This is a genomic window from Shinella sp. CPCC 101442, assembly GCF_024704725.1.
Taxonomy (GTDB): domain Bacteria; phylum Pseudomonadota; class Alphaproteobacteria; order Rhizobiales; family Rhizobiaceae; genus Shinella.
The window spans coordinates 551,722-573,254 of the sequence record NZ_JALIQS010000002.1; the positions used below are offsets into that span (position 1 = coordinate 551,722).

The following is a 21,533-nucleotide window of genomic DNA, read 5'->3' on the forward strand; positions in this document are numbered from 1 at the left end:
ATCAGCGCTTGGAGAGCTTCAGCTCCATGCAGGTCAGGTCCAGCCAGCGGCCGAACTTGATGCCGACCTCGCTGAAGCGGCCGACCATTTGGAAACCAAGCTGCTCGTGCAGTTTTATCGAGGCGGCGTTCTCCGCCTCGATACAGCCGACCATGACATGGATGCCGTTGAAGCTGGCGCGCTCGATGAGCGCCTTCATCAGCCTGCGCCCGCTGCCGGTGCGGCGCACATCGCCGCGCACATAGACGGAGTGCTCCACGGTGTGGCGAAACCCGTCGAAGGCGCGCCAGTCGCCATAGGACGCATAGCCGATCACCTGTTTGCCGCGCACGGCGACGAGGATGGGAAAGCCGCGCTCGCGGCGGGCCGTGAACCAGGCCTTGCGGTTGTCGAGATCGACCACCGCCTCGTTCCAGATCGCCGTGGTGTTGGCGACGGCATCGTTGTAGATGTCGAGGATGCCGGGGAGATCCGCTTCCACGGCGTCGCGTATCGTTATGTCCATGGTGGTTCCCCCCACTTGTTTGCTTTCGCTTACAGGAGGAGCGGGAAACCTGTCCAGTCATGTGTTTTCATGGTCGATGAAACCCCGGCGCTGGCCGCCATGAAAGCCCATACATTTTGAGGGTTTTTCCGTGCAACGCCTGCTTTTTGCTCTCTCCTTCCTTCTCACGCCCATCTTCGCCCTCGCGGCCGGGTGGGAGCCCTATGTCAACGGCCGCTTCGGCTATGCGGCGGAGATCCCGCCCGGTTTCACGCTGTCCAACGAGGCCGACAACGGCGACGGGCGGACCTACGCCAACGGCGGCGCGACACTTGCGATCTGGGGCCACTACCTCACCACCGGCCCCTTCGGGGAAGAGGTCGCCGACCGGCGTGCGACCTATGAACAGGAGGGCTGGGACCTGAGTTACGACCGGCAGAAAGCCGGCTGGGCGAGCCTTTCGGGCACACGCGGCGACCGCATCCTCTATCACCGCGTCATCCGGCTCTGCGACGATGCCGTCGCATCCTTCGTACTGGAATATCCGCTGTCGATGAAGGCGGAGATCTCGCCCTTTGTCGGCAAGCTGGTGAAATCGCTGCATCCGGCGGAAGGCTGCACGGCGGCGCAGGGTGCTGCCCCCGCCGCGCAATGATCGCTCAGAGGCCGGGCGGGCCCATCACCACGCTGGTGACGACGGCGGAGTAGTGTACGGCGGCGGCGGCAACGACAAAGCCGTGCCAAATGGCGTTCTGGAATCGCAGCTTTTCCCAGACGTGGAAGATCACGCCGACGGAATAGAGCAGGCCGCCGACGACGATCAGGACGAATGTCGCGATGGGAAGGTGTGTCGTCAGGGGACCGGCGGCGAAGACGCCGCTCCAGCCCATGGCGAGATAGATGAGGATGGCCAGTCGGTCGTAGCGGCCCGGAAACAGGAATTTCAGCGCCACGCCCGCCGCCGCCATCAGCCAGATGAAGACCAGCATGCCGGCGAGCAACGGATCGTCCATGCCGCGCTGCAGGAAGGGTGTGTAAGTGGCGGCGATCAAAACGAAGATCGCCGAATGGTCGAAGCGGCGCAGGTGCCATTTCACCTTCGATACCGGCCACAGATTATAGGCGAAAGAGGTAGCGAGCGCCACGACGAGGCCGACGCCGTAGACCCAGGCTGCCGCGAGCTGGCCGCTCGTCGCCCACACCGTGGCGTAGAAGATCAGCGCCGTGACGCCGACCAGCGCGAAAACCACGCCGACACCATGCACGATGCCGTCGGCGATCACCTCCGACCGGTCATAGTTCCACTTGACGCCCTTGATTTCCACGATGGCCCGCCCTGTTTTGTCCGCTAGGTCATCGTGGCGTGTTTGGCGTACTGAAACAAGACCTTCGGCGGCGCGCGCGGATCACGAAAGGTTGCCGTTCTTTACGTCTGCGCGATGCACGCCTCGCAAAGCGCGGCATGCGGCACGGCGGCAAGACGCGCGGGCGCAATGGCATTGCCGCACTTGGCGCAGGTGCCGAAAGTGCCGGCCGCGACACGGTCGAGCGCGGCGTCTATCGCCTTCAGCTCCTTGAGACCGGTCGCACCGAACTCCTCCAGCACCTCGTCGTTCTCGCGCTCGATGGCGCGGTCGGCGCTGTCGCCGCTCTTCAGCGTGTCGAGATCCGTCTCGATCCTGTTCAGCCGGCTGTAAAGCTCGCGCTTGCGGGTGAGAAGAATGTCCTTGTACTGCGCCAGATCCGTCACGATTGCGGTCTCCCTTCGTTGAAATGCATCCGGGGAAAAATGGCATCCTCATTGTAAACCGGCATTGATCAGAATCAAGTTCCCACACCACGTCGTCAACGTGGCGTTGACAGTAAATCGTTGAAACGCCATCTTTCGTGAACGCTGCTGTTCCGCCATATTCCTCCTCGACACAACGGTTTCCGAGGGAAACCGACAAAGGGATGACAATCATGACGGACCTCGACAGACGAACGTTCCTCGGCGCTGCCGCCGCCGGCATCGCCGTCGCCAAGGCCGGCCCCACGCACGCGGAGACCGCCCCCATGACCGATGCAACGACCGATACCAGCACCCACGCCGTAGACATGCCAGCCTTCGTCGACCACTCGCACCTGACGGTGGTCGACCTGCCGATGACCTCGGCCTTCTATCAACAGGTCATGGGCCTGACGGTGCTGGATAGTGCCGCATCCGGCGAGACGCTCGGCGTTGCCGGCCGGCCGCTGCTCACGCTTTCGACCGGCAGCAATGCGGCGCGCGCGCCGCGCAATGCGCCCGGCCTCTTCCACACCGCCTTCCTCGTGCCTGATCGCAAGGAGCTGGGCCGCTGGCTGGCGCATGCCGCGCACAACAATGTCCAGCTCACCGGCGCGTCGGATCATCTCGTCAGCGAGGCGATCTATCTCGACGACCCCGAGGGCAACGGCATCGAGATCTATCGCGACCGCGACCGGTCCGAATGGACCTATGTGCCCGACGGCACGGTGAAGATGGCGACGAACCGGCTCGACCTGCAGGCGCTTTATGACGAAGCGCCGAAGGACGGCTGGACAGGACAGGAAAACGGCACGGTCATCGGCCATATCCACCTGCAGGTTTCCGATATTCCGGAAGCCAACGCCTTCTTCAACGGCGTGCTCGGTCTCGACATCATGACGACCTATCCGGGCGCAAGCTTCTTCGCGACGGGCAAATACCACCACCATGTGGCGGCCAATGTCTGGAATTCGCGGGGGCAGCCGAAGCGCCAGAACGGCATGACCGGCCTTGCCGACTACACGATCCGCTTCAACGACAAGGCCAAGCTCGATGCGGCCGTCGCCAAGCTGGATGAACTCTCGCTTGCGACCACCCGCTCCGGCGACACCGTCTCGCTCGTCGATCCCTGGGGCATCGGGCTGAAGCTTTCGGCCTGAGCATGACAGCCGGCGCGTTCAGAACGCGCCGGCCTTTTCAATCATACAGATAATGCGCCGCCCACTCCTCGTGCGGCACCTGATCGCCGATCTTGTACTTGAACGCGTTGACGTCCAGCCGGTCGGCGCTGGCCTCGCATTTGTAGGACAGGCGATACCATTCGCCCTTGCTGCGGAAGACCGCGCCCTTCGTCTTGAAGGTCGTGCCGTCGAGCTTGGGATCGCCGAAGGCGTAGGCGATCACCTTGTCGGGACGAAAACCGTCCTTGGCGTCGCCGATCTGATCCATCGCCTCCATGTCGCAGCGCTGTTCCAGCCGCTCTTCCGGCGTCAGCTTCTCCAGCTGACCGCGGATGCGGGCATCGATGGACAAGGCCGGCGATGCCAGCGTCAGGGTGCAGAGGGCGGCGAGAAGCCCGGTTGCCTGCCGTTTCAAAGGTGTCACTCCTCTTCGTGGCGTCATTTCCGACGTCTTAATTCGGGGTCAGCGCGCAATATGTCGATTTGACGACAGCCGGCAACCCACCTCCGGTTTCAACTGCGGATGCTTATGGAACTTCCCTCTCTGCGGTGCGTTCATCGCGCGAACTGGGGAAAACACCATGCACGACACGGCAGCAAAGCCGGCCGAACGGCGCCTCATGAGAGGCACTCTCGACATCGAAAAAGATCTTGCGGAAGACGCACCCCGCCGTCCGGGGCTCGGCATGGCCGGCGACTGGGCGGCAATCGGCATCTTCTTCATCATGGCGATGGGTGTGGTCTACCTGATGGCGCCGATCCTCATTCCGCTGTCGCTCGCGGTCGTCACCGGCCTGATCTTCGGGGTGGCGGCGGAGAAACTGAACGAATTCGGCATCCCGCCTTTGCCGACGGCCCTGCTGCTTGCGGGTGCCTTCGGCTTCGGCCTCTTCCTCGTCGCCGGCCTGCTTGCCGACCCCATCGCCCAGCTTGCCGCCAATGCGCCGGATCTGGTGCGGGGCGCCTATGACCGGATCACGCCGATGTTTTCGCGCCTCGGCTGGCTCAGCATCCATCCGGAAACCTTCCAGTCCGGGCAGATGTCGATGGAAAAGGTGCTGGAAAATACCGGCAGCATCCTTGGCATCCTCTCCTCCAACCTGACGCCTGCCCTGCTGCAGGGCATGATCTTCTTCGCCGCGCTCGTGCTCTTCCTGTCGGCCCGGCTGAAGCTGCGCCAGATGATCATCATGGCCTTTCCCCGTCGCGGCCAGCGCCTCACCACCATCCGCATCATGAACGCCATCGACAGCGCGCTCGGCTACTACTTTGCCACCGCGGCACTCGTCTATGGCGGGCTCGGCATCGTCACCACGCTCATCACCTGGGGCGGCGGGCTTGCCATGCCGGCGCTCTGGGGGCTCTTTGCCTTCATCTCCAGCTTCGTGCCCTTCCTCGGCGTCACGCTGATGACGATCGCGCTCGCCACCGCAGGCCTTCTCACGCATGACACGGTCACGATGGGCCTGCTGCCGGCACTCGCCTTCTTCATCGTGCATCTCGCCATGGAAAATCTCGTCATGCCGGCGGTGATGGGAAAACGGCTGGAGGTCAACGCCTTCATCATCTTCACCGCCATCATCTTCTGGACCTGGATGTGGGGGGCCGCCGGCGCCATGCTGGCACTTCCCCTCTCCATCATCGGCATGACCATCGCCGACGAACTGCGCCCCGCAAAACGCAAGGCCCGTCGCACCCTGCCGGGCTGACCCGGACTTGCGCGAGAACAATATACATTATATGAAAATGTATATTGTTCTCGTCAGGAGCCGCGCTTGACCTTTCGTCAATCCACAACCGCGGATGCGATGGCGTCGCAGGCGACGGAGGTCGCGGGCCTTCTGAAGACGCTTGCCCATCCCGCCCGGCTGATGCTGGTCTGCAGCCTTGTCGACCGCGAATACGCCGTCAGCGCGCTGGAAGAGGCGCTTGGCCTCCACCAGCCGAACCTGTCGCAGCAGTTGAACGTGCTGCGCGAGGCCGGCATCGTCGAGACGCGGCGGGAGGGCAAGCAGATATTCTATCGCCTGACCGGGGAAAAGGCCGCGCGGCTCGTCGAAGCCCTGCACGGCATTTTTTGCGAGGAGCATGCGCGCCAATGACAGCCTACCTTCCCTCCCTCTTCGGCGGCATGCTGATCGGCCTATCCGCCCTCCTGCTGCTTGCCCTCAACGGCCGCGTCGCCGGCGTGAGCGGTATCGTCGGCCGGCTGGCGCAGGGCGTGAACGTCGCCGTCAATGCCGGCTTCGTCGCCGGCCTGCTCTCTGGGCCCGTGCTTTATCATATGTTTGCCGGCGGCTGGCCGGCCGTGACGGTCACGACGCCGCTGCCTCTCATCGCCATCGCCGGACTGCTCGTCGGCTTCGGCACGCGGATGGGCTCCGGCTGCACCAGCGGCCATGGCGTCGTCGGCCTCGCCCGGCTGTCACCCCGCGCCTTCGCCGCCGTCGCGAGTTTCCTCCTTGCCGGCGTCCTCGCCGTTACGATCTTGCGAGGTTTCGGCCTGTGACCCGCCCCATCCTGCAAATGCTCGCAGCCCTCGTCTCCAGCGCAATCTTCGGCCTCGGCCTTGCCCTGTCCGGCATGCTCGATCCCGCCCGCGTGCAGGGCTTTCTCGACGTGACAGGCGCGTGGGATCCGAGCCTCGCCTTCGTGCTCGGCGGCGCCGTCACCGTCATGTTCCTCGGCCTGCGGCTGATCGGCCGTCTCAAACGCCCCGCCTTCGACGTCCGGTTCCATCTGCCGGAAAACCGCGCGATCGATCGGCGGCTGGTGCTCGGCTCCGCGCTTTTCGGCATCGGCTGGGGCATCGGCGGCTTCTGCCCCGGCCCGGCAGTGGCCGTTCTCTCGCTCGGCCTCGTCGAGCCGCTCGTCTTCGTGTTCTTCATGCTGGCCGGCATGATCCTGCACGACCGCCTTTTCGTTCGCCGTCCGCGAGGCGAAGGCAACCTTCCGGCTTGATGCGAAGCATCCAGCTCTCTATCTCTCTTGTCCCGACACAGTTGCGAACAGAAAGCCTTTACGCTTTTTTCGCGATTGCCGCCCCCGCCGACCGATTTCCCGGAGTGACATCTTGCCTGTCTTCAAGAATCTGCCCGCCGCCCCCGTCGCTGCCAAGAAGCCGCAGGAGGACACCCGTCACGGCATCACCCGTCGCGACGACTATGCCTGGTTCCGCGACGAGAACTGGCAGGCGATGTTCAAGGATCCCTCGATCCTCCAGCCCGACATCCGCACCCATCTGGAAGCCGAAAACGCCTATATGAACGCGGCGATGGCCGACACCGAAGCGCTGCAGAAGGTGCTGTTCGCCGAGATGCGCGGCCGCATCAAGGAGGACGACAGCTCGGTTCCGGTGAAGGACGGCCCCTATGCCTATGGCACCGCCTATGTCACCGGCGGCGAACAACCGCGCTTTTTCCGCGAGCCGCGCGACGGCGGCGAACGGGTGATCCTGCTCGATGGCGACAAGGAGGCCGCCGGCAAGGACTATTTCCGCCTTTCCGGCATCGACCATGCGACCGATCACTCCATCGGCATCTGGGGTTATGACGACAAGGGTTCGGAATACTTCACGCTGAAGGTGCGCGACCTCGCAACCGGCGAGGACCGGGCGGACGAGATCGTCAATTCCGGCGGCGACGGCGTCTGGGCACCCGATGCGAAGAGCTTCTTCTACACCGCGCTCGACGAGAACCATCGCCCGTCGAAAATCTTCCACCACATCCTCGGCGAACGCCAGGAGAACGACCGGCTGGTCTACGAGGAGAAGGATGCGGGCTTCTTCATGTCGGTCGGCGGCTCCCTTCTCGACGACGTCATCTATATCGACATCCACGACCACGAGACGAGCGAATACCGCCTGCTCTCCACCAATGACCTGCTCGCCAATCCCGTCATCGTCGCGCCGCGCCAGACGGGCCTCGAATATTCGATGACGGAGGGCGGCGACGTCTTCTACATCCTGACCAATGCCGACGGCGCCAAGGACTTCAAGATCATGCAGGCGCCGGTGACAGCGCCCGGCCGCGAGAACTGGGTGGAGGTCGTGCCGCACCGCGCCGGCACGCTCATCCTCAACCACATGGCCTTTGCCCGCCACCTCGTCTGGCTGGAGCGCCACGAGGGCCTGCCGCGTATCGTCGTGCGCGATCGCGAGAGCGGCGAGGAACACGCCATCGCCTTTGCCGAGGAAGCCTATTCGCTCGGCCTGTCGGGGGCCGCGGAATACGACACCGACGTCATCCGCTTCTCCTATTCCTCGATGACGACGCCCTCGCAGCTCTTCGACTACAACATGGCGACGCGCGAGCGCACGCTCCTGAAGACGCAGGAAGTCCCCTCCGGTCACAATCCGGACGACTACGTCACGCGCCGTGTCTTCGCACCGGCCTTCGACGGCGAGACGGTGCCCGTCACCCTGCTTTACCGCAAGGATACGCCGCTCGACGGCTCGGCACCCTGCCTGCTCTACGGCTACGGCGCCTACGGCATCACCATCCCGGCGTCCTTCAACACCAACTGCCTGTCACTCGTCGATCGCGGCTTCGTCTACGCCATCGCCCATATCCGGGGCGGCAAGGACAAGGGTTTTGCCTGGTACGAAAATGGCAAGATGGACAGGAAGACCAATACGTTCAAGGACTTCATCGCGGCGGCCGACTATCTGAATCAAGAGAAGTTCACGTCCTACGCAAACATCGTCGCCGAGGGCGGCTCGGCGGGCGGCATGCTGATGGGCGCGATCGCCAACATGGCGCCGGAAAAATTCGGCGGCATCATCGCCGCCGTGCCCTTCGTCGATGTGCTGAACACCATGCTCGACGACACGCTGCCGCTCACCCCGCCGGAATGGCCCGAATGGGGCAACCCGATCGACAGCAAGAACTTCTACCAGCTGATGGCGAGCTACTCGCCCTACGACAATGTCGAGGCGAAGCCCTATCCCGCCATCCTCGCGCTATCAGGCCTGACGGATCCGCGCGTCACCTATTGGGAACCGACCAAATGGGTGGCGAAGCTGCGCGAGAAGACGACGGGCTCGGAACCGATCCTCCTCAAGACCAATATGGGCGCCGGCCATGGCGGCGCCTCGGGTCGGTTCCAGCGGCTGGAGGAGATCGCCTTCGAATACGCCTTCGCGATCAAGGTCGCGGGGAAGATGTGAGCCTGCCAAAAGAAAGACCGGTGCCATAAGGGCACCGGTCATCAAGTTTCCGGTCAGAGGGTCGTCCTGACCGGGATCAGTGAAAGGCCCCTACACAGGCCTGCAAGTCGTTCAGCATCGCGGTGGAACCCTTGAGGCTGGTGCTGATATCGCCGATGCGGATGTGATTGCCGCGCTTCAGGGCCTCGATGACGGAGCGATCGCTGCCGAGGTCGTAGGCGATCTCCTGGCGGCCATAGGCCTTGCCGCTGACATCGTAGCCCTTGTCGTCATCGATCCAGTATTTCGCGTCGCTCGCATGGCTGTCGGCATAGTCGTAGGACGCGTCCTGGAAGCCGAAGGTCACATGGCCATCCCCGTACAAGCGGAAGGCGGCGGAACGGTCGCCGTCGCCTCGGCGGGTGGCGCGGCAGTTCAGGAAGCGGCGGTCGCTCCCCAGATCGGCCACGATGTCCCAGCCGGCGACCGAGCGCGCCACGCGGTAGGGATCGGCGTCCGAGCCGTAGCCATCGGCGGCGGCCTTGCCGTTGTCCGCATAGGCGTCCGTCTTGGTCTCCGGCTTCATTTCATGGCTTGAATGGTCGTTCGAAGCGTGCGCGTCGGCCGGGAAATCGCGCAGCAGGTCGCGGTAGCGGTCGAAGTAGCCGAGGCGGCGCACATCGACGAATTCCAGCTCGTAGTCTTCCAGCGAGCGCACGCTGTTGTCGCGCAAGCGCACGAGACCGCGCAAACGCAGGCAGCCGTCACCGCAATCGATTTCGTCGACATATTCGCGTGCATTGTCGTCGGGCGTCTTCACCGCGACGCCGAAGCCGTGGCGGCGTTCGTCGTTGATCGCGCGGAACATCAGCGATTGCGCGTAACCACGGCGATCCTCATCGAAATAGTCGTAGATCGCGCGCTCTTCGCTCGGGCTCAGGTCATCCTGCGTCGCCACACGGATGCGGCGCTCGGGAATGCCTGCCGAGGTGATGATGTTGCGCAGCCGTTCGTGCGAATAGACGGTCGTGAAATAGGAGATGTCCTCGCAGCTTTCCGGCGGAGCCCAGAAGCGAAAATCGACAAGCGCCAGCTGGCCGTCCTTGTAGAGATCGCCAAGCCGGCGGTCGCTGTTGTTGAAGGAGAAGCGGCCGCAGGGATCGTGCTGGTCGTTGGAGAAGGTCAGGTATGGCAGGTTGCCGGTATCCTCGTGCTCGCGCTCGAAGCGCTTGCCGAGAAGGTCGATCTTACGCTGCGCGATGGTGGCGAAGATGCCTTTCGGGTAGCGGCTGAGATACCGGTCATAGGCCTCGCGGTTGTCGGAAAGCGAAGCGAATTCGTAGAAGGCGATTTCGGCCGCGTCGACCTTGTCGTCATCAGGGTTCAGCGCGAACTTGCCGTAGTCGGCGTCGCTCTGCCAGATCTCCTGTCTGCCCTTGCTGCGCTCCTTGACGATGTCGCCGACCTTGCGGAAGGCGTCTTCCAGCGCAAGGCCGGGGATGCTGATCGCATCGACGAAGGCCGAGGCGAAGGGGCTGATCGGCGTACCCTCATAGTCATAGGCGGTGCCGGGCGCGGCGGCATAGGCGTAGTGGATGCCCGTGGCGTTCTTCGGTTCGGCCAGGCCATCGGGGATATCGCGCAACGTCGGGAACGGGTTTTCATGAGCGGCATCGAACAGCACGACCTTGAGGCCCTTGCCGATCCCGCGCAACGTATCGCTGACCTGCGAGACGGGCAGCGAGCGGTTCCGGAGGCCTGTCATCGTGCGGCCGGAGGCATCGGTCGGCAGCAGGAAATTGTCGCCGTCGAGCTGCACGGCATAGCCGGAGAAATAGACGAAGATCACCGGGTCCTGCGCCTTCTCCGCACGACGCGTGAAAGTGTTCAGCGCCGAGAGCATGGCGAGGTTGTCGGCGTCGGTCACGCGGGTCACGTCGAAATCCGCCCGCTCCAGCGCCTCGCCCACAAGATCGATGTCGTTCAGCGGGTTTTCCAGCGGCTCGGCATCCTCGTACTCGGCATTGCCGATGAGGAGCGCATAACGCTCGGCGGCAAAGGCGGCGGGGGCCGTAAGGAGAACAAGACAGGCGGCGAGCGCCCCGAGCATCCGCCCGATCATGCACTGGACATTGCGCTGCACGTTATCCTCCCTCCGGGAAACGACATGGTGCGCGGCCCTGCCGACCGGATGCACGCATGTTTGCTGAGAAAGGGACGTGCCGACCCGCCCGCTTATTCAGGTTGCTTATGGAGAGGACGATGAAATTCCATCCTCCCCGATGCAGCAAGACCTGTGGCAAGGACAAAAGCGGGAGCGAAAGGTTTTGTTGAGATGCCGCTGCTAGCGTCACGCGCAGAGACGAATGGAAGCGCATGACCCTTCTGACGCGCCCACAGCCCGACGAGGCCGGCGTGGAGCACCGCGTGCTCCGCGACCGCGCGGCCATGGCCGATATGGCTGCGGCCTGGCGCGATCTCGATGCCTGCGCCGGCAACCCCTTCACCTATTTCCAGAGCGCCGACTGGTGCCTCAAATGGATCGAGACCTTTGCCAGCCCGAAATGCCGGCCGCAGGTGCATACGCTCTGGCGGGATGGGCGGCTGATTGCCGTCTGGCCACTGATGTTGTCGGGCGGCGTGCTGAAGCGGCTGGAGCCCCTCGGCTGGCCGCATAGCCAATATGCCAATCTGCTGACCGACCCGGCCTATGGCGGGGTGACAGCCCGGCTGCTGACCGGCCTTGCGGGCCACGACCTGATGGTTCTCGACGGCGTGCCCGATGGCTCGGCGCTGGCCGGCCTGCTTGGCGAAACGCCGCCGCTAGCGTCGCTTGCCAACAGTGCGGCGATGCTGGACCTTTCCGCCTTCGCGACGCCGCAGGCCTATGCGGAGACGCTCAGCAAGACGCAGCGCCGCAACCGCAACCGACGGCGCAATGCGCTGGCGCGCGAGGGCGAACTCTCCTTTGCCGTGCTCTTCCCCGGCGATGCCGGCTTTGCCGAAGGCGTGGCGACCTGCGTCGCCTTCAAGCGCCAATGGCTGCGCGAGACCGCCCGGCGCGGCACGGGGCTCGCCTTCGAGGGATTCGACCGTTTTCTCGCTTCGCTTTCGGGGGACGAGGCGGCGTTGTCCGGCGCCTGTCTTTCCGTCCTGAAGGCCGGCGACCGGCTCATCGCGGGCGAGATCGGCTTTCTGCATCATGGCCACTACCACGCCTATCTCGGCGCCTTCGACTGGGCGCTGCGCGAGGCCTCGCCCGGCAAGGTGCAGATGGACATGACGGTCTGCTGGCTGATCGAGCGCGGCGTGAAGACCTATGACCTGCTCGGCAATCCCGCCGACTACAAGGACAGCTGGAGCAACAGTGCGGTGGAGCTGCAGTCCTATGCCCTGCCCGCCAGCCTCGCCGGCCGCGCCTATGCGCATCTCTGGACCGCACGCCTGCGCCCCGGCCTCAAGCGCCTCTATTATGGCCTGCCTTACCGGCTGCGCCGTCTCGCCCGGGTCAGCCAGAGTTTCGGCCTTTTCCTCCTGATCGCCTGACAAACCTTTCGTTCCCGGCCTTAAGTCCCTATCTCTAGGGCAAACAGCAGGGATGGATGATCATGAGCGGCGCAGCGACGATACATTTCGACAACAGTTATGCGCGCCTGCCGGACGCCTTTTTCGCGCCGGTCGATCCGACCCCGGTGGAAGCGCCGCGACTGATTGCGTTCAACAGGGCGCTCGCCGCAGAACTCGGCCTCGACGCCGATGCGCTGGAGCGCCACGGTGCGGCCTATTTCTCCGGCAACACGCCGCTGCCCGGCTCGTTGCCGCTCGCCATGGCCTATGCCGGCCACCAGTTCGGCCAGTTCGTGCCGCGGCTTGGCGACGGGCGGGCGATCCTGATCGGCGAGGTGATCGACCGCGCGGGAAAACGGCGCGACATCCAGCTCAAGGGCGCCGGCCAGACACCCTATTCGCGCCGTGGCGACGGGCGCGCGGCGCTCGGGCCCGTGCTGCGCGAATACATCATCAGCGAGGCCATGCATGCGCTCGGAATTCCGACGACGCGCGCGCTGGCGGCCGTCACCACCGGCCAGCCGGTCTATCGCGACCGGGTGCTGCCCGGCGCCGTCTTCACGCGCGTCGCGGCCAGCCACATCCGTGTCGGCACTTTCCAGTTCTTTGCCGCGCGCGGCGAGACGGACAACATCCGCATCCTCGCCGACCACGTCATCGAGCGGCACTACCCGGAGCTGAAAGACGTCGAAAAACCCTATCTGGCACTGCTCGACGCGGTAGCGGAGCGGCAGGCCGCGCTGATCGCAAAATGGCTCGGCGTCGGCTTCATCCACGGCGTGATGAACACCGACAACATGACGATCTCGGGCGAGACCATCGACTTCGGCCCCTGCGCCTTCATGGACCGATACGATCCGCGCACCGTCTATTCCTCCATCGACCAGCACGGGCGCTACGCCTTCGGCAACCAGCCTGGCATTGGACAGTGGAACATCGCGCGCCTTGCCGAGGCCCTGCTGCCGATCCTCGACGAAAACGAGGACAAGGCGGTGGAAGCGGCGAACGAAGCCGTCGCCCGCTTCATGGACCGTTTCCAGGCCCATTGGAAAATCGTCATCCGCGCCAAGCTCAGCCTCGGCGAGGACGAACGGGACGGCGATCAGGGCCTCATTCGCGACCTGCTCGTCACGCTCTACGAGCAGAAGGCCGATTATACCCTGACGTTCCGGCGCCTTGCCGATGCCGCGGAGGATGCGCGCGCGGATGCCGCGCTCGGCGCGCTGCTGGAAGACCCGGCCGCCCTCACCCCGTGGCTTTCCGTCTGGCGCGAACGGCTTTCGCAGGATGCGACGACGCCTTCGGCGCGTGCGCAAGCGATGCGCAAGGCCAATCCCGCCTTCATCCCGCGCAACCACAAGGTGGACGAGGCCTTGACGGCGGCCGTCGACCACGGCGATTTTTCGCTGTTCGAGGCGCTGAACGACGTTCTTTCAAAGCCTTATACGGACCAGCCGGCCTTTGCCCCCTATGCCGAGCCGCCGAAGCCCGGCGAGGAAATCACGGCGACGTTCTGCGGCACCTGAAACGCGGGAGGAACATCGCAGCCATGCAAAATCGCGTGATCGCACACATTGAAGCGTCACGTTTCCGCCCTAATTTCTCCTGCGTCCCTCCTTGAGCCGGACGTCATGTCGGCCCCTCCCCGCCGACATTGCCACGGAGACTATCATGTTGCTTTCTCTCACTGCTACGCTCGTCGCCCTCATCGGTCTGGTGCTGACGGGCGGCGGCGGTTGGCTGCTGTCGCTCGGCGGCAGCCCCTATTATCTCGTCACCGGCCTTACCTTCCTCGTCACGGCCATCCTGCTTTTCCGCCGCTCCAGCGCGGCGCTCTGGCTTTATGCCCTCATCATCCTCGGTTCGCTCGGCTGGGCGGTCTGGGAAGTCGGCTTCGACTGGTGGCAGCTCGGCCCGCGCGGCGGCGTCATCGTGCTTCTCGGCCTGTGGCTGATGCTGCCGGCGATCCGCCGCCCGCTCGGCTTTGCGAGCCCGACCGGCACGCCCTACCCCGCCTCCGCCCTGCCGCTCGGCGTCGCCGTCGTCGTCGCGATCGCCGTCGCCGGCTATTCGATGACGCAGGATCCGCACGATCTGTCCGGCGCGCTGCCGACCGACGTCGTCAATGCGACACCCGCGCTCGGTGGCAACGTACCCGCGGGCGAGTGGCACCAGTATGGCCGCACGCAATACGGCCAGCGCTATTCGCCGCTCGACCAGATCAACACGGAGAACGTCTCGAAACTCGCGGTCGCCTGGCAATACCAGACCGGCGACGTGAAGAAGCCCGACGATGTCGGCGAGACCACCTACCAGGTGACGCCGCTGAAAGTGGGCGACACGCTCTATATGTGCACGCCGCATAACTGGGCGATCGCGCTCGATGCCGCCACCGGCAAGGAGAAATGGAAATTCGATTCCAACTCCGGCATGAACCCGGATCGCCAGCACCAGACCTGCCGCGGGGTGACCTACTATGCCGATCCGGCAGCCACCGCCGGCACGGCCTGCGCCGCCCGCGTCTATTTGCCGACGTCGGATGCCCGCCTGATCGCGCTCGATGCCGCCACCGGCGACGTCTGCACGAGCTTTGCCGAAAACGGCGTGCTGCACCTTGAAAAGGGCATGCCGTACAACCCGGCCGGCTACTACTACTCCACCTCGCCGCCGGCCATCACCGATGGCAAGATCATCATCGGAGGCGCGGTCAACGACAACTATTCGACGCAGGAACAGTCCGGCGTCATCCGCGCCTTCGACGTGAATTCCGGCGCGCTGATCTGGAACTGGGATTCCGGCAATCCGGATATCACCACCCCGCTGCCGGAAGGTCAGGTCTACACGGTCAACTCGCCGAATTCCTGGTCGGTCTTCAGCTATGACGAAGCCCTTGGCCTCGTCTATGTGCCTCTCGGCAACCAGGTGCCGGACCAGCTCGGCATGGGCCGCAGCGAACATGTCGAGAAGTACTCGTCCTCCATCGTGGCGCTCGACATCAAGACCGGTGCCATGCGCTGGGTACGCCAGACGGTCCACCATGACCTCTGGGACATGGACGTGCCCGCCCAGCCGGTTCTGATCGACATCACCAGGGACGGTGCGACCACGCCCGCCCTCGTCGGTCCGACCAAACAGGGCGACATCTACGTGCTCGACCGGCGCACCGGCGAGCCGATCATCCCCATCAAGGAGATCCCGGCGCCGACCGGGGCAATCCCGGAAGATTTTACCGCCCCGACACAGCCCATATCCGATCTCACCTTCTCGCCGCCGCCGCTGACGGAAAAGAACATGTGGGGCGTCACCATGTTCGATCAGCTCGCCTGCCGCATCGACTTCCTGTCGATGAAATACGAGGGCCGCTACACGCCGCCGTCGCTGCAAGGCACCATCGTCTATCCCGGCAATTTCGGTACGTTCAACTGGGGCTCGGTCGCGGTGGACCCCGAACGGCAGATCATGTTCGGCATGCCGACCTATCTCGCCTTCACCTCCCGCCTCGTGCCGCGCGACCAGATCCCGCCGAAGGGACAGAGCGAAAAGGGTTCCGAACAGGGCCTCAACCGCAATGACGGCGCACCCTACGGCGTCTTCATGGGACCGTTCCTCGGCCCGCTCGGCATTCCCTGCCAGGCGCCGCCATGGGGCTATGTCGCGGGAGCGGACCTTGCGACCGGTCACATTGCCTACAAGCACAAGAACGGCACGGTCCGGGACATGACGCCGCTGCCGCTGGCCTTCAAGCTCGGCGTGCCCGGCATCGGCGGCCCCATCATCACCAAGGGCGGCGTCGCCTTCCTGGGTGCTGCGGTCGACAATTACATCCGCGCCTATGACGTCACCACCGGGCGGCAGCTCTGGGAAGGCCGCCTTCCCGCCGGCGGACAGGCGACACCCATGACCTATACCGTCGGCGACAAGCAGTATGTGCTGATCGTCGCGGGCGGCCATGGCTCGGTCGGCACCAAGCCGGGCGACTACGTCATCGCCTACACGCTGCCGTAGAAACGACAAGTCTCGCAAAAGCTGCAACCGCTATGGGTCTCCCTGAACATTTTTCAGGGAGACCTTTTCCATGAAGATCGACGGCAGCCTCATTTCGGCCTACGCGACCAACCGTCAGCGTACGACAAGCGACAGCAGCCCCTATACCGGCGCCGATGCCGGCTCGTCCTCCTCCCGCAACATCCCGACCGTCAGCGCGGCAGGCACGATGCCCTCGGGCCTTGCCAATGCGCTGTGGCTCACCAATGCCAAGGTCGAGAAGGCGCAGGAAGAGAGCGACAGCCTGGTTGCCGAATTCATGGAGCTTTCCAAGATGACGCCGGCCGAGCGCCTCCGGAAGGAAATCCTCGACCGCATGGGCCTTGACGAGGCGAGCCTCGCCGCCCTGCCCGACGAGCAGCGCGAGGCGATCGAGGAAGACATCCGCCGCGCCATCAAGGAACAGCTCGGCATCGACGAAACCCAACATGCCGGCGCCACGGACGGGCAATCCACCGCCGGTACGGAGGAAGCGGAGGCCTGACCAGCCTCCGCTTCATTTCCCCTGTCTTCCGGCCGCGCGAAAAAGCCGATTGACAACAGCCGCGATTTCGAGAATATCGCCGACATGATCAAGAGCACGCACATCGCCGCGACGTATTTTTGGCTGTTCCGATAGGAGCGGCTGTTTGATCATGTCAACAAGCCGCCATCAGGCGGCTTTGTTGTTTTAAAGGGCACCTGATGGCACAAGAACCAAGGAGCCCGAAATGCACAATACCGTCATCAAGCTAGACCCTGCCGCCCTCGAACGCCCGCCGATGCTGACCATCCGCTCCGCGCGCCAGGGCGACCTGCAGCAGATCCTCGACATGATCGCACTGCACGCCGAATGCCACGGCGACACCGCAAAAATCTCCGCCGTCGATCTCGACCGCGACCTGTTCGGCGCCAATCCGTGGATCACTGCGCTCGTCGCCGAAGCGGGCGGCCGGCTGATCGGCTACGCGCTTCTCGTGCCGATGTACCGTGCCGCCGAAGGCATGCGCGGCATGGAACTGCACCAGATCTTCGTGCGCAAGGACCATCGTGGCCACGGCATCGGCCGCCACCTCGTTTCGCGCGCCCGCGAGCACGCCCGCATCGCCGGCTGCGGCTACCTCTCCGTCAGCGCCGCCACCGGCAATTTCGGCGCGCACCGCTTCTACGAGCAAATGAATTTCCGCGCTGGTCCCGTCACGGGCATGCGCTACGTACAGGCTCTGGGCTGAGGCGCAACAGCAGGAGGACACCGACATGGCAAAGCGACTGGCTATCGTGCTGACCGAGGGTTACGCCGACTGGGAGTGCGGCCTGCTGATGGCGACCGCGCGCCACGAATGCGGGGCAAAGACGGTCATCCTGACGCCCGGCGGCGGGAACGTCACCTCGCTCGGCGGCGTCTCCGTCCAATCCGCGGGCGTGGCGGAAGATGCCGATCCGGCCGATTTCGATGTGCTCGTGCTTTGCGGCGGCACGATCTGGCAGAGCGATGACGTGCCCGACCTTTCGGCTCCGGTCGGGCGTTTCATCGACGCCGGAAAGCCGGTCGCCGGCATCTGCGACGCGACCCTGGCGCTCGGCCGCCTGGGCCTGCTCGACGCGCGCGCCCATACCGGCAACTATTCCAGCCAGCTCAAGGACGTCGTGCCCGCCTATCGCGGCGGCGCCCTCTACCGCGACCAGCCCCAGGCCGTGCGCGACAGCGGCGTCATCACCGCGTCTGGCGCCGCACCAGTTTCGTTTGCGCGAGAGATCCTCAATGCCATCGGCCTCGGCTCGCCCGAGCTGCTTGACTATCTCGGCATGTATGGGGATGAACATCGCAAGGTGGGCAGCTGAGGTCCGTCACCGCGTCTGATACCCCGCCAACCCACCCCTGTCTTCCGCGACGAGCCAGGTACTGGCTATGCCGTGCTGTTCACGGACAAAACAGGACACTGTCACGCGAGCTGCCGATCATTCTTCCGACGCCTGTACTGTCCTGAAGGGGATTCACATGGCAGTCATCACATTGAAGAATATCGGAACCAAAGGGTTCGATCTATCCGCGCTGGATATTTGGCGGCCTCGGGAACGACACTTTGAAGGTCGGCGCCGGGAACGACGCCGTCAACGGCGGCTCCGGTGTCGACAAGGTCTATGGCGGCGCGGGCGCGGATATCCTGTCCGGAAACAACAATATCGACACGTTCGTCTTCAAGTCCAAATCGGATTCGGCGGTCGTAAAGGCAGGTCACGACACTCGGCATCATCCGCCGCTCGCGTGGTATGAGCGGCGGATAGGGTTGCAATGATCCGCAGAGCACCGCAATCACCTCAATGTGCCGGCACCGCCTTCAGATAGGCTGCGATCGCCTCGCGGTCCTCCTTCGGCAGTTGGGCCATGTTCTTCTGCACAGACACCATCGAGCCGCCGACGCTGTCGAAATCCGGGGTGAAGCCGGTTTCGAGGTAGCTGGCGATATCGCCCGCACTCCAGCTGCCGAAGCCGCCTTCGGCCGGCGTGATGTTGGGGATGCGCCCCTCACCTTCCGGATTAGGGCCCCCGGCGAGCCATTGCCCCACCTTCAGCCCACCGAGCAGGTCGCGTGGGGTGTGGCATTCGCCGCAATGGCCGGGGCCCTCGACGAGATACTGCCCGCGCTTCACCGTCTCGTCGGCATCGGCGAGCGTCACGCGCGGCTCCTCGTTGAGATAGAGGAACTTCCAGCCGCCGAGCGCCAGGCGGATGTTGAAGGGGAACGGCAGGTCGTGTCCGGGCGCGACATTGGCACTCTTGGGCAGCGTTTTCAGATAACCGTAGAGGTCGTTCACGTCCTTCACCGTCATGCGCGCATAGGAGGCGTAGGGGAAGGATGGATAGAGGTGTTCGCCGTCGCGGCCCGTACCACGCCGCATCGCATCACCGAATTCGGCGAGCGTCCAGGCGCCGATGCCGGCCGTCTCGTCCGGCGAGATGTTCGGCGCGTGGAAGGTGCCGAACGGGCTTTTGAGCCCCAGCCCTCCGGCCAGCACGAGCTTCTGGTCGTCAGGCGCGCCGGGCGCCGCATGACAGCTGACGCAGCCCCCGACATGGAAGATGCGCTCGCCATTGGCCAGATCCGGCTCGCCGGCCGCGGCCCAGGTTTCGGCGGGCAGGCGCTGCGGCGCGGTGACGAACAGGAACGCGCCCGCGCCGATCGCGCCCAGAACGACGATGCCGCCGATGAATTTCTTGAGAGCCATGCGCCGTTTCCTCTCGCTGACCGCAGGATCACATAAAGACACCGCCCCGGCGGCCGGCGCCGGGACAGTGCTGCGTCTTTTCGGGGATGGTCGGTCTACCGCTTACTTCTTGATGCGGTAGACCTCATGACAGGCTGCGCAATTGGGGCCGATCGCCCCGAGGGCCGCCCCCACAGCCGCCTGATCCGCCGGCAGGCTCGCCAGCACGGCTTCGGCATCCGTGCCCAGCTTGGCGGACTTCGCCTTGAAGTCGTCCATCTGCTCCCAGATCTTCGGGCTCGCTTCCGTCTCGTGGCCCGCTTCGGAACCGACCGGGAACTGCTCCGGGAAGGCCTTGGCCACTTCGCTCATCGTCGTGAGCGATGCCTTGACGACCTCCGCGTCATAGGGCTTTTCGCCTTTGGCGATGCCGGAAAGCGCACCCATGGCGCCGCCGACCTTCTTCATCATCTCCTGGCGGACGACCTGTGGCTCGTCCGCCGCCACGACGGCGCCTGCGCCGATGACGGCAAGCGCGGCGGCGGCCGCCAAAGTTCTGAACTTCATCGATTGCTCCCGATTCTGGCGGGCGGTTGTCTCCGCGCCGCCGGTTTGACGATGCAAGGGCATGATTGCATTTTAGGAACTCGATGAAAGTAAAATCTTTTTGACAACCGGAATGCTGCGAAATCAGGCGCCGCCCCAACCGCGCCACAGCGTCACCGCCGCAATGACAACCAGCAGGACGCCCGCCGCACGGCCGATGAAGCGGGTGATTCCGGGGCTGCCGATCAGCGCATCGCGGCTGCGGGCTGCGGCGAGCACCAGCCCGCCATAGATCGCAAGCTGCGTTAGCCAGATCATCAGTAGCATGATTGTCGCCTGCCGCCAGACGGGACCGAATTCCGGGCGCAGGAACTGCGGGAAGACGGCGAGCATGAAGAGATAGGCCTTCGGATTCATCAGGCTCGTCAGCGCGCCCTGGCGAAAACGCGTGATCAGTCCCCGTCGGTCGAGGCTGTCGATGGCGTCGATGACGATCGAGCTTCGAAAGAGCTGCCAGCCGATCCAGGCGACATAGAGCGCACCGGCGACCAGGAGCACGTTGAACAGCTGCGGTGCGAAATGCAGGAGCACGCCGACGCCGAGTGCGGCATAGAGCGTGTGCACCAGCCCGCCCGCCATGATGCCGAAGGTCGCCGAAAGCCCGGCCTTGCGCCCGCCCGAAAGGGCGCTTGCCAGAACGAAGACCATGTCCATGCCAGGCACGATGATGATGCCGGAGAGGAGCAGGAAGAAGAGCCAGAGGTTTTCGGCGTAAGTCATGTCAGTTGTCCGTTGCCAGTTTCAGCGCGGCAACCCCATGCTGCCTTTTCTTTCAAGCGCTTGATGATATGTTATAGAGGAAGCCAACTGACAGGGCTGTGTCAGTTGTGATGGGGAAACCAATGCGCAAGGCTTCGCGGCTGTTCGAGATCATCCAGATATTGCGGCTGGCCCGCCATCCCGTGACCGGTGCGGAGATCGCGGCTCGGCTGGAGGTGACGGTGCGCTCGATCTATCGTGACATCGCCGCCCTTCAGGCGATGCGCGTGCCCGTCGAGGGCGAGCGGGGGATAGGCTATATCCTGCGCCCCGGCTTCGACCTGCCGCCGCTGATGTTTTCCATCGAGGAGACGGAGGCGATCGTTCTGGCGCTGGCGCTTCTGGAACGCACGGGCGACACGGAGCTGAAAGCCGCCGCCGGCCGCGTCGCCGACAAGATTGCCGGTGCCGTGCCGCCGCCGTTGCGCCAGACCCTTTCCGCACGAGCGCTGCATGCCTGGGGCAGCGTGCCCCGCCAGCCCGACGGCATCGATCTCGCCACCGTACGCCGCGCCATCCGCGACGAGGAAAAACTCGTCATCGATTACCGTGACGAATATGCCCGCGCCACCGAGCGCACCATCCGCCCCATCGCGCTGATCTACTATTCGGAAACGGCCAACATCGTCGCCTGGTGCGACCTGCGCGAGGCCATCCGCAACTTTCGCGCCGATCGGGTGGAGGCCTGCGAGAGGACGGGTGCGCATTTCCGCGGCGAAGGGGATGGCTTGCGCCAGCTGTGGATATCCGGCTGGGCGGAGAACCGGCAGGCTTCCCCTTGATCCGGCCGCG

General features: G+C 64.4%; 23 protein-coding genes. 15 read left to right on the forward strand and 8 right to left on the reverse strand.

All coding sequences use genetic code 11. The features are described 5' to 3' along the window. Position 1 precedes the first annotated feature (1 nt). A complete protein-coding gene (locus tag MUO32_RS07925; RefSeq protein WP_257947672.1) occupies positions 2 to 505 on the reverse strand; it encodes a GNAT family N-acetyltransferase in 504 nt (167 codons plus the stop codon). Positions 506 to 635: 130 nt separating this feature from the next. Between MUO32_RS07925 and MUO32_RS07930 the strand changes: the two genes are divergently transcribed. Beyond that, positions 636 to 1,139, forward strand: coding sequence for a hypothetical protein (locus tag MUO32_RS07930; RefSeq protein ID WP_257947673.1), 504 nt, complete (start codon positions 636 to 638; stop codon positions 1,137 to 1,139). A gap of 4 nt (positions 1,140 to 1,143) precedes the next feature. Here MUO32_RS07930 and MUO32_RS07935 read toward each other — a convergent pair whose 3' ends face one another. Both MUO32_RS07935 and MUO32_RS07940 read right to left on the reverse strand, forming a co-directional pair. Continuing rightward, positions 1,144 to 1,812 (reverse strand): hemolysin III family protein, encoded by a 669-nt coding sequence (locus MUO32_RS07935; RefSeq protein ID WP_257948229.1) that lies wholly within the window; start codon positions 1,810 to 1,812, stop codon positions 1,144 to 1,146. A 98-nt stretch (positions 1,813 to 1,910) separates the two neighbouring features. Further along, the gene (locus MUO32_RS07940; protein ID WP_257947674.1) at positions 1,911 to 2,234 is read right to left on the reverse strand and encodes a TraR/DksA C4-type zinc finger protein; all 324 of its coding nucleotides are present in this window, start codon (positions 2,232 to 2,234) and stop codon (positions 1,911 to 1,913) included. A 305-nt stretch (positions 2,235 to 2,539) separates the two neighbouring features. On the opposite strand from MUO32_RS07940, the gene MUO32_RS07945 reads away from it, so the two are divergent. Next, positions 2,540 to 3,412 (forward strand): VOC family protein, encoded by an 873-nt coding sequence (locus tag MUO32_RS07945; RefSeq protein ID WP_257948230.1) that lies wholly within the window; start codon positions 2,540 to 2,542, stop codon positions 3,410 to 3,412. A 37-nt stretch (positions 3,413 to 3,449) separates the two neighbouring features. On the opposite strand, the gene MUO32_RS07950 is transcribed toward MUO32_RS07945, so the two are convergent. Next, positions 3,450 to 3,848, reverse strand: coding sequence for a DUF930 domain-containing protein (locus MUO32_RS07950; RefSeq protein ID WP_374708615.1), 399 nt, complete (start codon positions 3,846 to 3,848; stop codon positions 3,450 to 3,452). 166 nt (positions 3,849 to 4,014) lie between these two features. Here MUO32_RS07950 and MUO32_RS07955 point away from each other — a divergent pair, with 166 nt between their 5' ends. From MUO32_RS07955 to MUO32_RS07975, 5 genes are all read left to right on the forward strand, one after another. Then, the gene (locus MUO32_RS07955; protein ID WP_257947675.1) at positions 4,015 to 5,142 is read left to right on the forward strand and encodes an AI-2E family transporter; all 1,128 of its coding nucleotides are present in this window, start codon (positions 4,015 to 4,017) and stop codon (positions 5,140 to 5,142) included. Positions 5,143 to 5,241: 99 nt separating this feature from the next. Continuing rightward, positions 5,242 to 5,535: a sulfite-sensing transcriptional repressor BigR gene (gene bigR, locus MUO32_RS07960; RefSeq protein ID WP_257948232.1), complete on the forward strand. Its 294-nt coding sequence runs from the start codon at positions 5,242 to 5,244 to the stop codon at positions 5,533 to 5,535. Next, positions 5,532 to 5,942 (forward strand): YeeE/YedE family protein, encoded by a 411-nt coding sequence (locus tag MUO32_RS07965; RefSeq protein WP_257947676.1) that lies wholly within the window; start codon positions 5,532 to 5,534, stop codon positions 5,940 to 5,942. Before bigR ends, MUO32_RS07965 begins: the two co-directional genes overlap by 4 nt. After that, on the forward strand, positions 5,939 to 6,394 hold the full coding sequence (locus MUO32_RS07970; protein ID WP_257947677.1) for a DUF6691 family protein: 456 nt from the start codon (positions 5,939 to 5,941) through the stop codon (positions 6,392 to 6,394). Before MUO32_RS07965 ends, MUO32_RS07970 begins: the two co-directional genes overlap by 4 nt. 112 nt (positions 6,395 to 6,506) lie before the next feature. Further along, a complete protein-coding gene (locus MUO32_RS07975; protein ID WP_257947678.1) occupies positions 6,507 to 8,600 on the forward strand; it encodes a S9 family peptidase in 2,094 nt (697 codons plus the stop codon). 76 nt (positions 8,601 to 8,676) lie between these two features. On the opposite strand, the gene MUO32_RS07980 is transcribed toward MUO32_RS07975, so the two are convergent. Beyond that, positions 8,677 to 10,722, reverse strand: a complete 2,046-nt coding sequence (locus MUO32_RS07980; RefSeq protein WP_257947679.1) for a caspase family protein — start codon at positions 10,720 to 10,722, stop codon at positions 8,677 to 8,679. A gap of 233 nt (positions 10,723 to 10,955) precedes the next feature. Here MUO32_RS07980 and MUO32_RS07985 point away from each other — a divergent pair, with 233 nt between their 5' ends. The 7 genes from MUO32_RS07985 to MUO32_RS08015 all read left to right on the forward strand — a co-directional run bounded on the left by MUO32_RS07985 (position 10,956) and on the right by MUO32_RS08015 (position 18,466). Continuing rightward, positions 10,956 to 12,125 carry a GNAT family N-acetyltransferase gene (locus MUO32_RS07985; protein ID WP_257947680.1) on the forward strand — a complete coding sequence of 390 codons (1,170 nt, stop codon included), beginning with the start codon at positions 10,956 to 10,958 and terminating at the stop codon, positions 12,123 to 12,125. Positions 12,126 to 12,187: 62 nt separating this feature from the next. Beyond that, the gene (locus MUO32_RS07990) at positions 12,188 to 13,672 is read left to right on the forward strand and encodes a YdiU family protein (RefSeq protein ID WP_257947681.1); all 1,485 of its coding nucleotides are present in this window, start codon (positions 12,188 to 12,190) and stop codon (positions 13,670 to 13,672) included. A 145-nt stretch (positions 13,673 to 13,817) separates the two neighbouring features. After that, positions 13,818 to 16,151: a glucose/quinate/shikimate family membrane-bound PQQ-dependent dehydrogenase gene (locus tag MUO32_RS07995; RefSeq protein WP_257947682.1), complete on the forward strand. Its 2,334-nt coding sequence runs from the start codon at positions 13,818 to 13,820 to the stop codon at positions 16,149 to 16,151. A gap of 70 nt (positions 16,152 to 16,221) precedes the next feature. Next, entirely contained in the window at positions 16,222 to 16,674 is a 453-nt protein-coding gene (locus MUO32_RS08000; protein WP_257947683.1) for a hypothetical protein, read from the forward strand. A gap of 226 nt (positions 16,675 to 16,900) precedes the next feature. After that, positions 16,901 to 17,401, forward strand: coding sequence for a GNAT family N-acetyltransferase (locus MUO32_RS08005; RefSeq protein WP_257947684.1), 501 nt, complete (start codon positions 16,901 to 16,903; stop codon positions 17,399 to 17,401). Positions 17,402 to 17,426: 25 nt separating this feature from the next. Continuing rightward, positions 17,427 to 18,011, forward strand: coding sequence for a DJ-1/PfpI family protein (locus MUO32_RS08010; protein ID WP_257947685.1), 585 nt, complete (start codon positions 17,427 to 17,429; stop codon positions 18,009 to 18,011). A gap of 215 nt (positions 18,012 to 18,226) precedes the next feature. Continuing rightward, a complete protein-coding gene (locus MUO32_RS08015; RefSeq protein ID WP_257948233.1) occupies positions 18,227 to 18,466 on the forward strand; it encodes a hypothetical protein in 240 nt (79 codons plus the stop codon). A gap of 22 nt (positions 18,467 to 18,488) precedes the next feature. On the opposite strand, the gene MUO32_RS08020 is transcribed toward MUO32_RS08015, so the two are convergent. From MUO32_RS08020 to MUO32_RS08030, 3 genes are all read right to left on the reverse strand, one after another. Next, on the reverse strand, positions 18,489 to 19,397 hold the full coding sequence (locus MUO32_RS08020) for a cytochrome c (RefSeq protein ID WP_257947686.1): 909 nt from the start codon (positions 19,395 to 19,397) through the stop codon (positions 18,489 to 18,491). A 102-nt stretch (positions 19,398 to 19,499) separates the two neighbouring features. After that, positions 19,500 to 19,943, reverse strand: coding sequence for a cytochrome c (locus MUO32_RS08025; RefSeq protein ID WP_257947687.1), 444 nt, complete (start codon positions 19,941 to 19,943; stop codon positions 19,500 to 19,502). 123 nt (positions 19,944 to 20,066) lie between these two features. Beyond that, positions 20,067 to 20,702: a LysE family translocator gene (locus tag MUO32_RS08030; protein WP_257947688.1), complete on the reverse strand. Its 636-nt coding sequence runs from the start codon at positions 20,700 to 20,702 to the stop codon at positions 20,067 to 20,069. Positions 20,703 to 20,824: 122 nt separating this feature from the next. Here MUO32_RS08030 and MUO32_RS08035 point away from each other — a divergent pair, with 122 nt between their 5' ends. Further along, complete coding sequence (locus MUO32_RS08035; protein ID WP_257947689.1) at positions 20,825 to 21,523, forward strand: YafY family protein; 699 nt, start codon at positions 20,825 to 20,827, stop codon at positions 21,521 to 21,523. Positions 21,524 to 21,533: the final 10 nt, after the last annotated feature.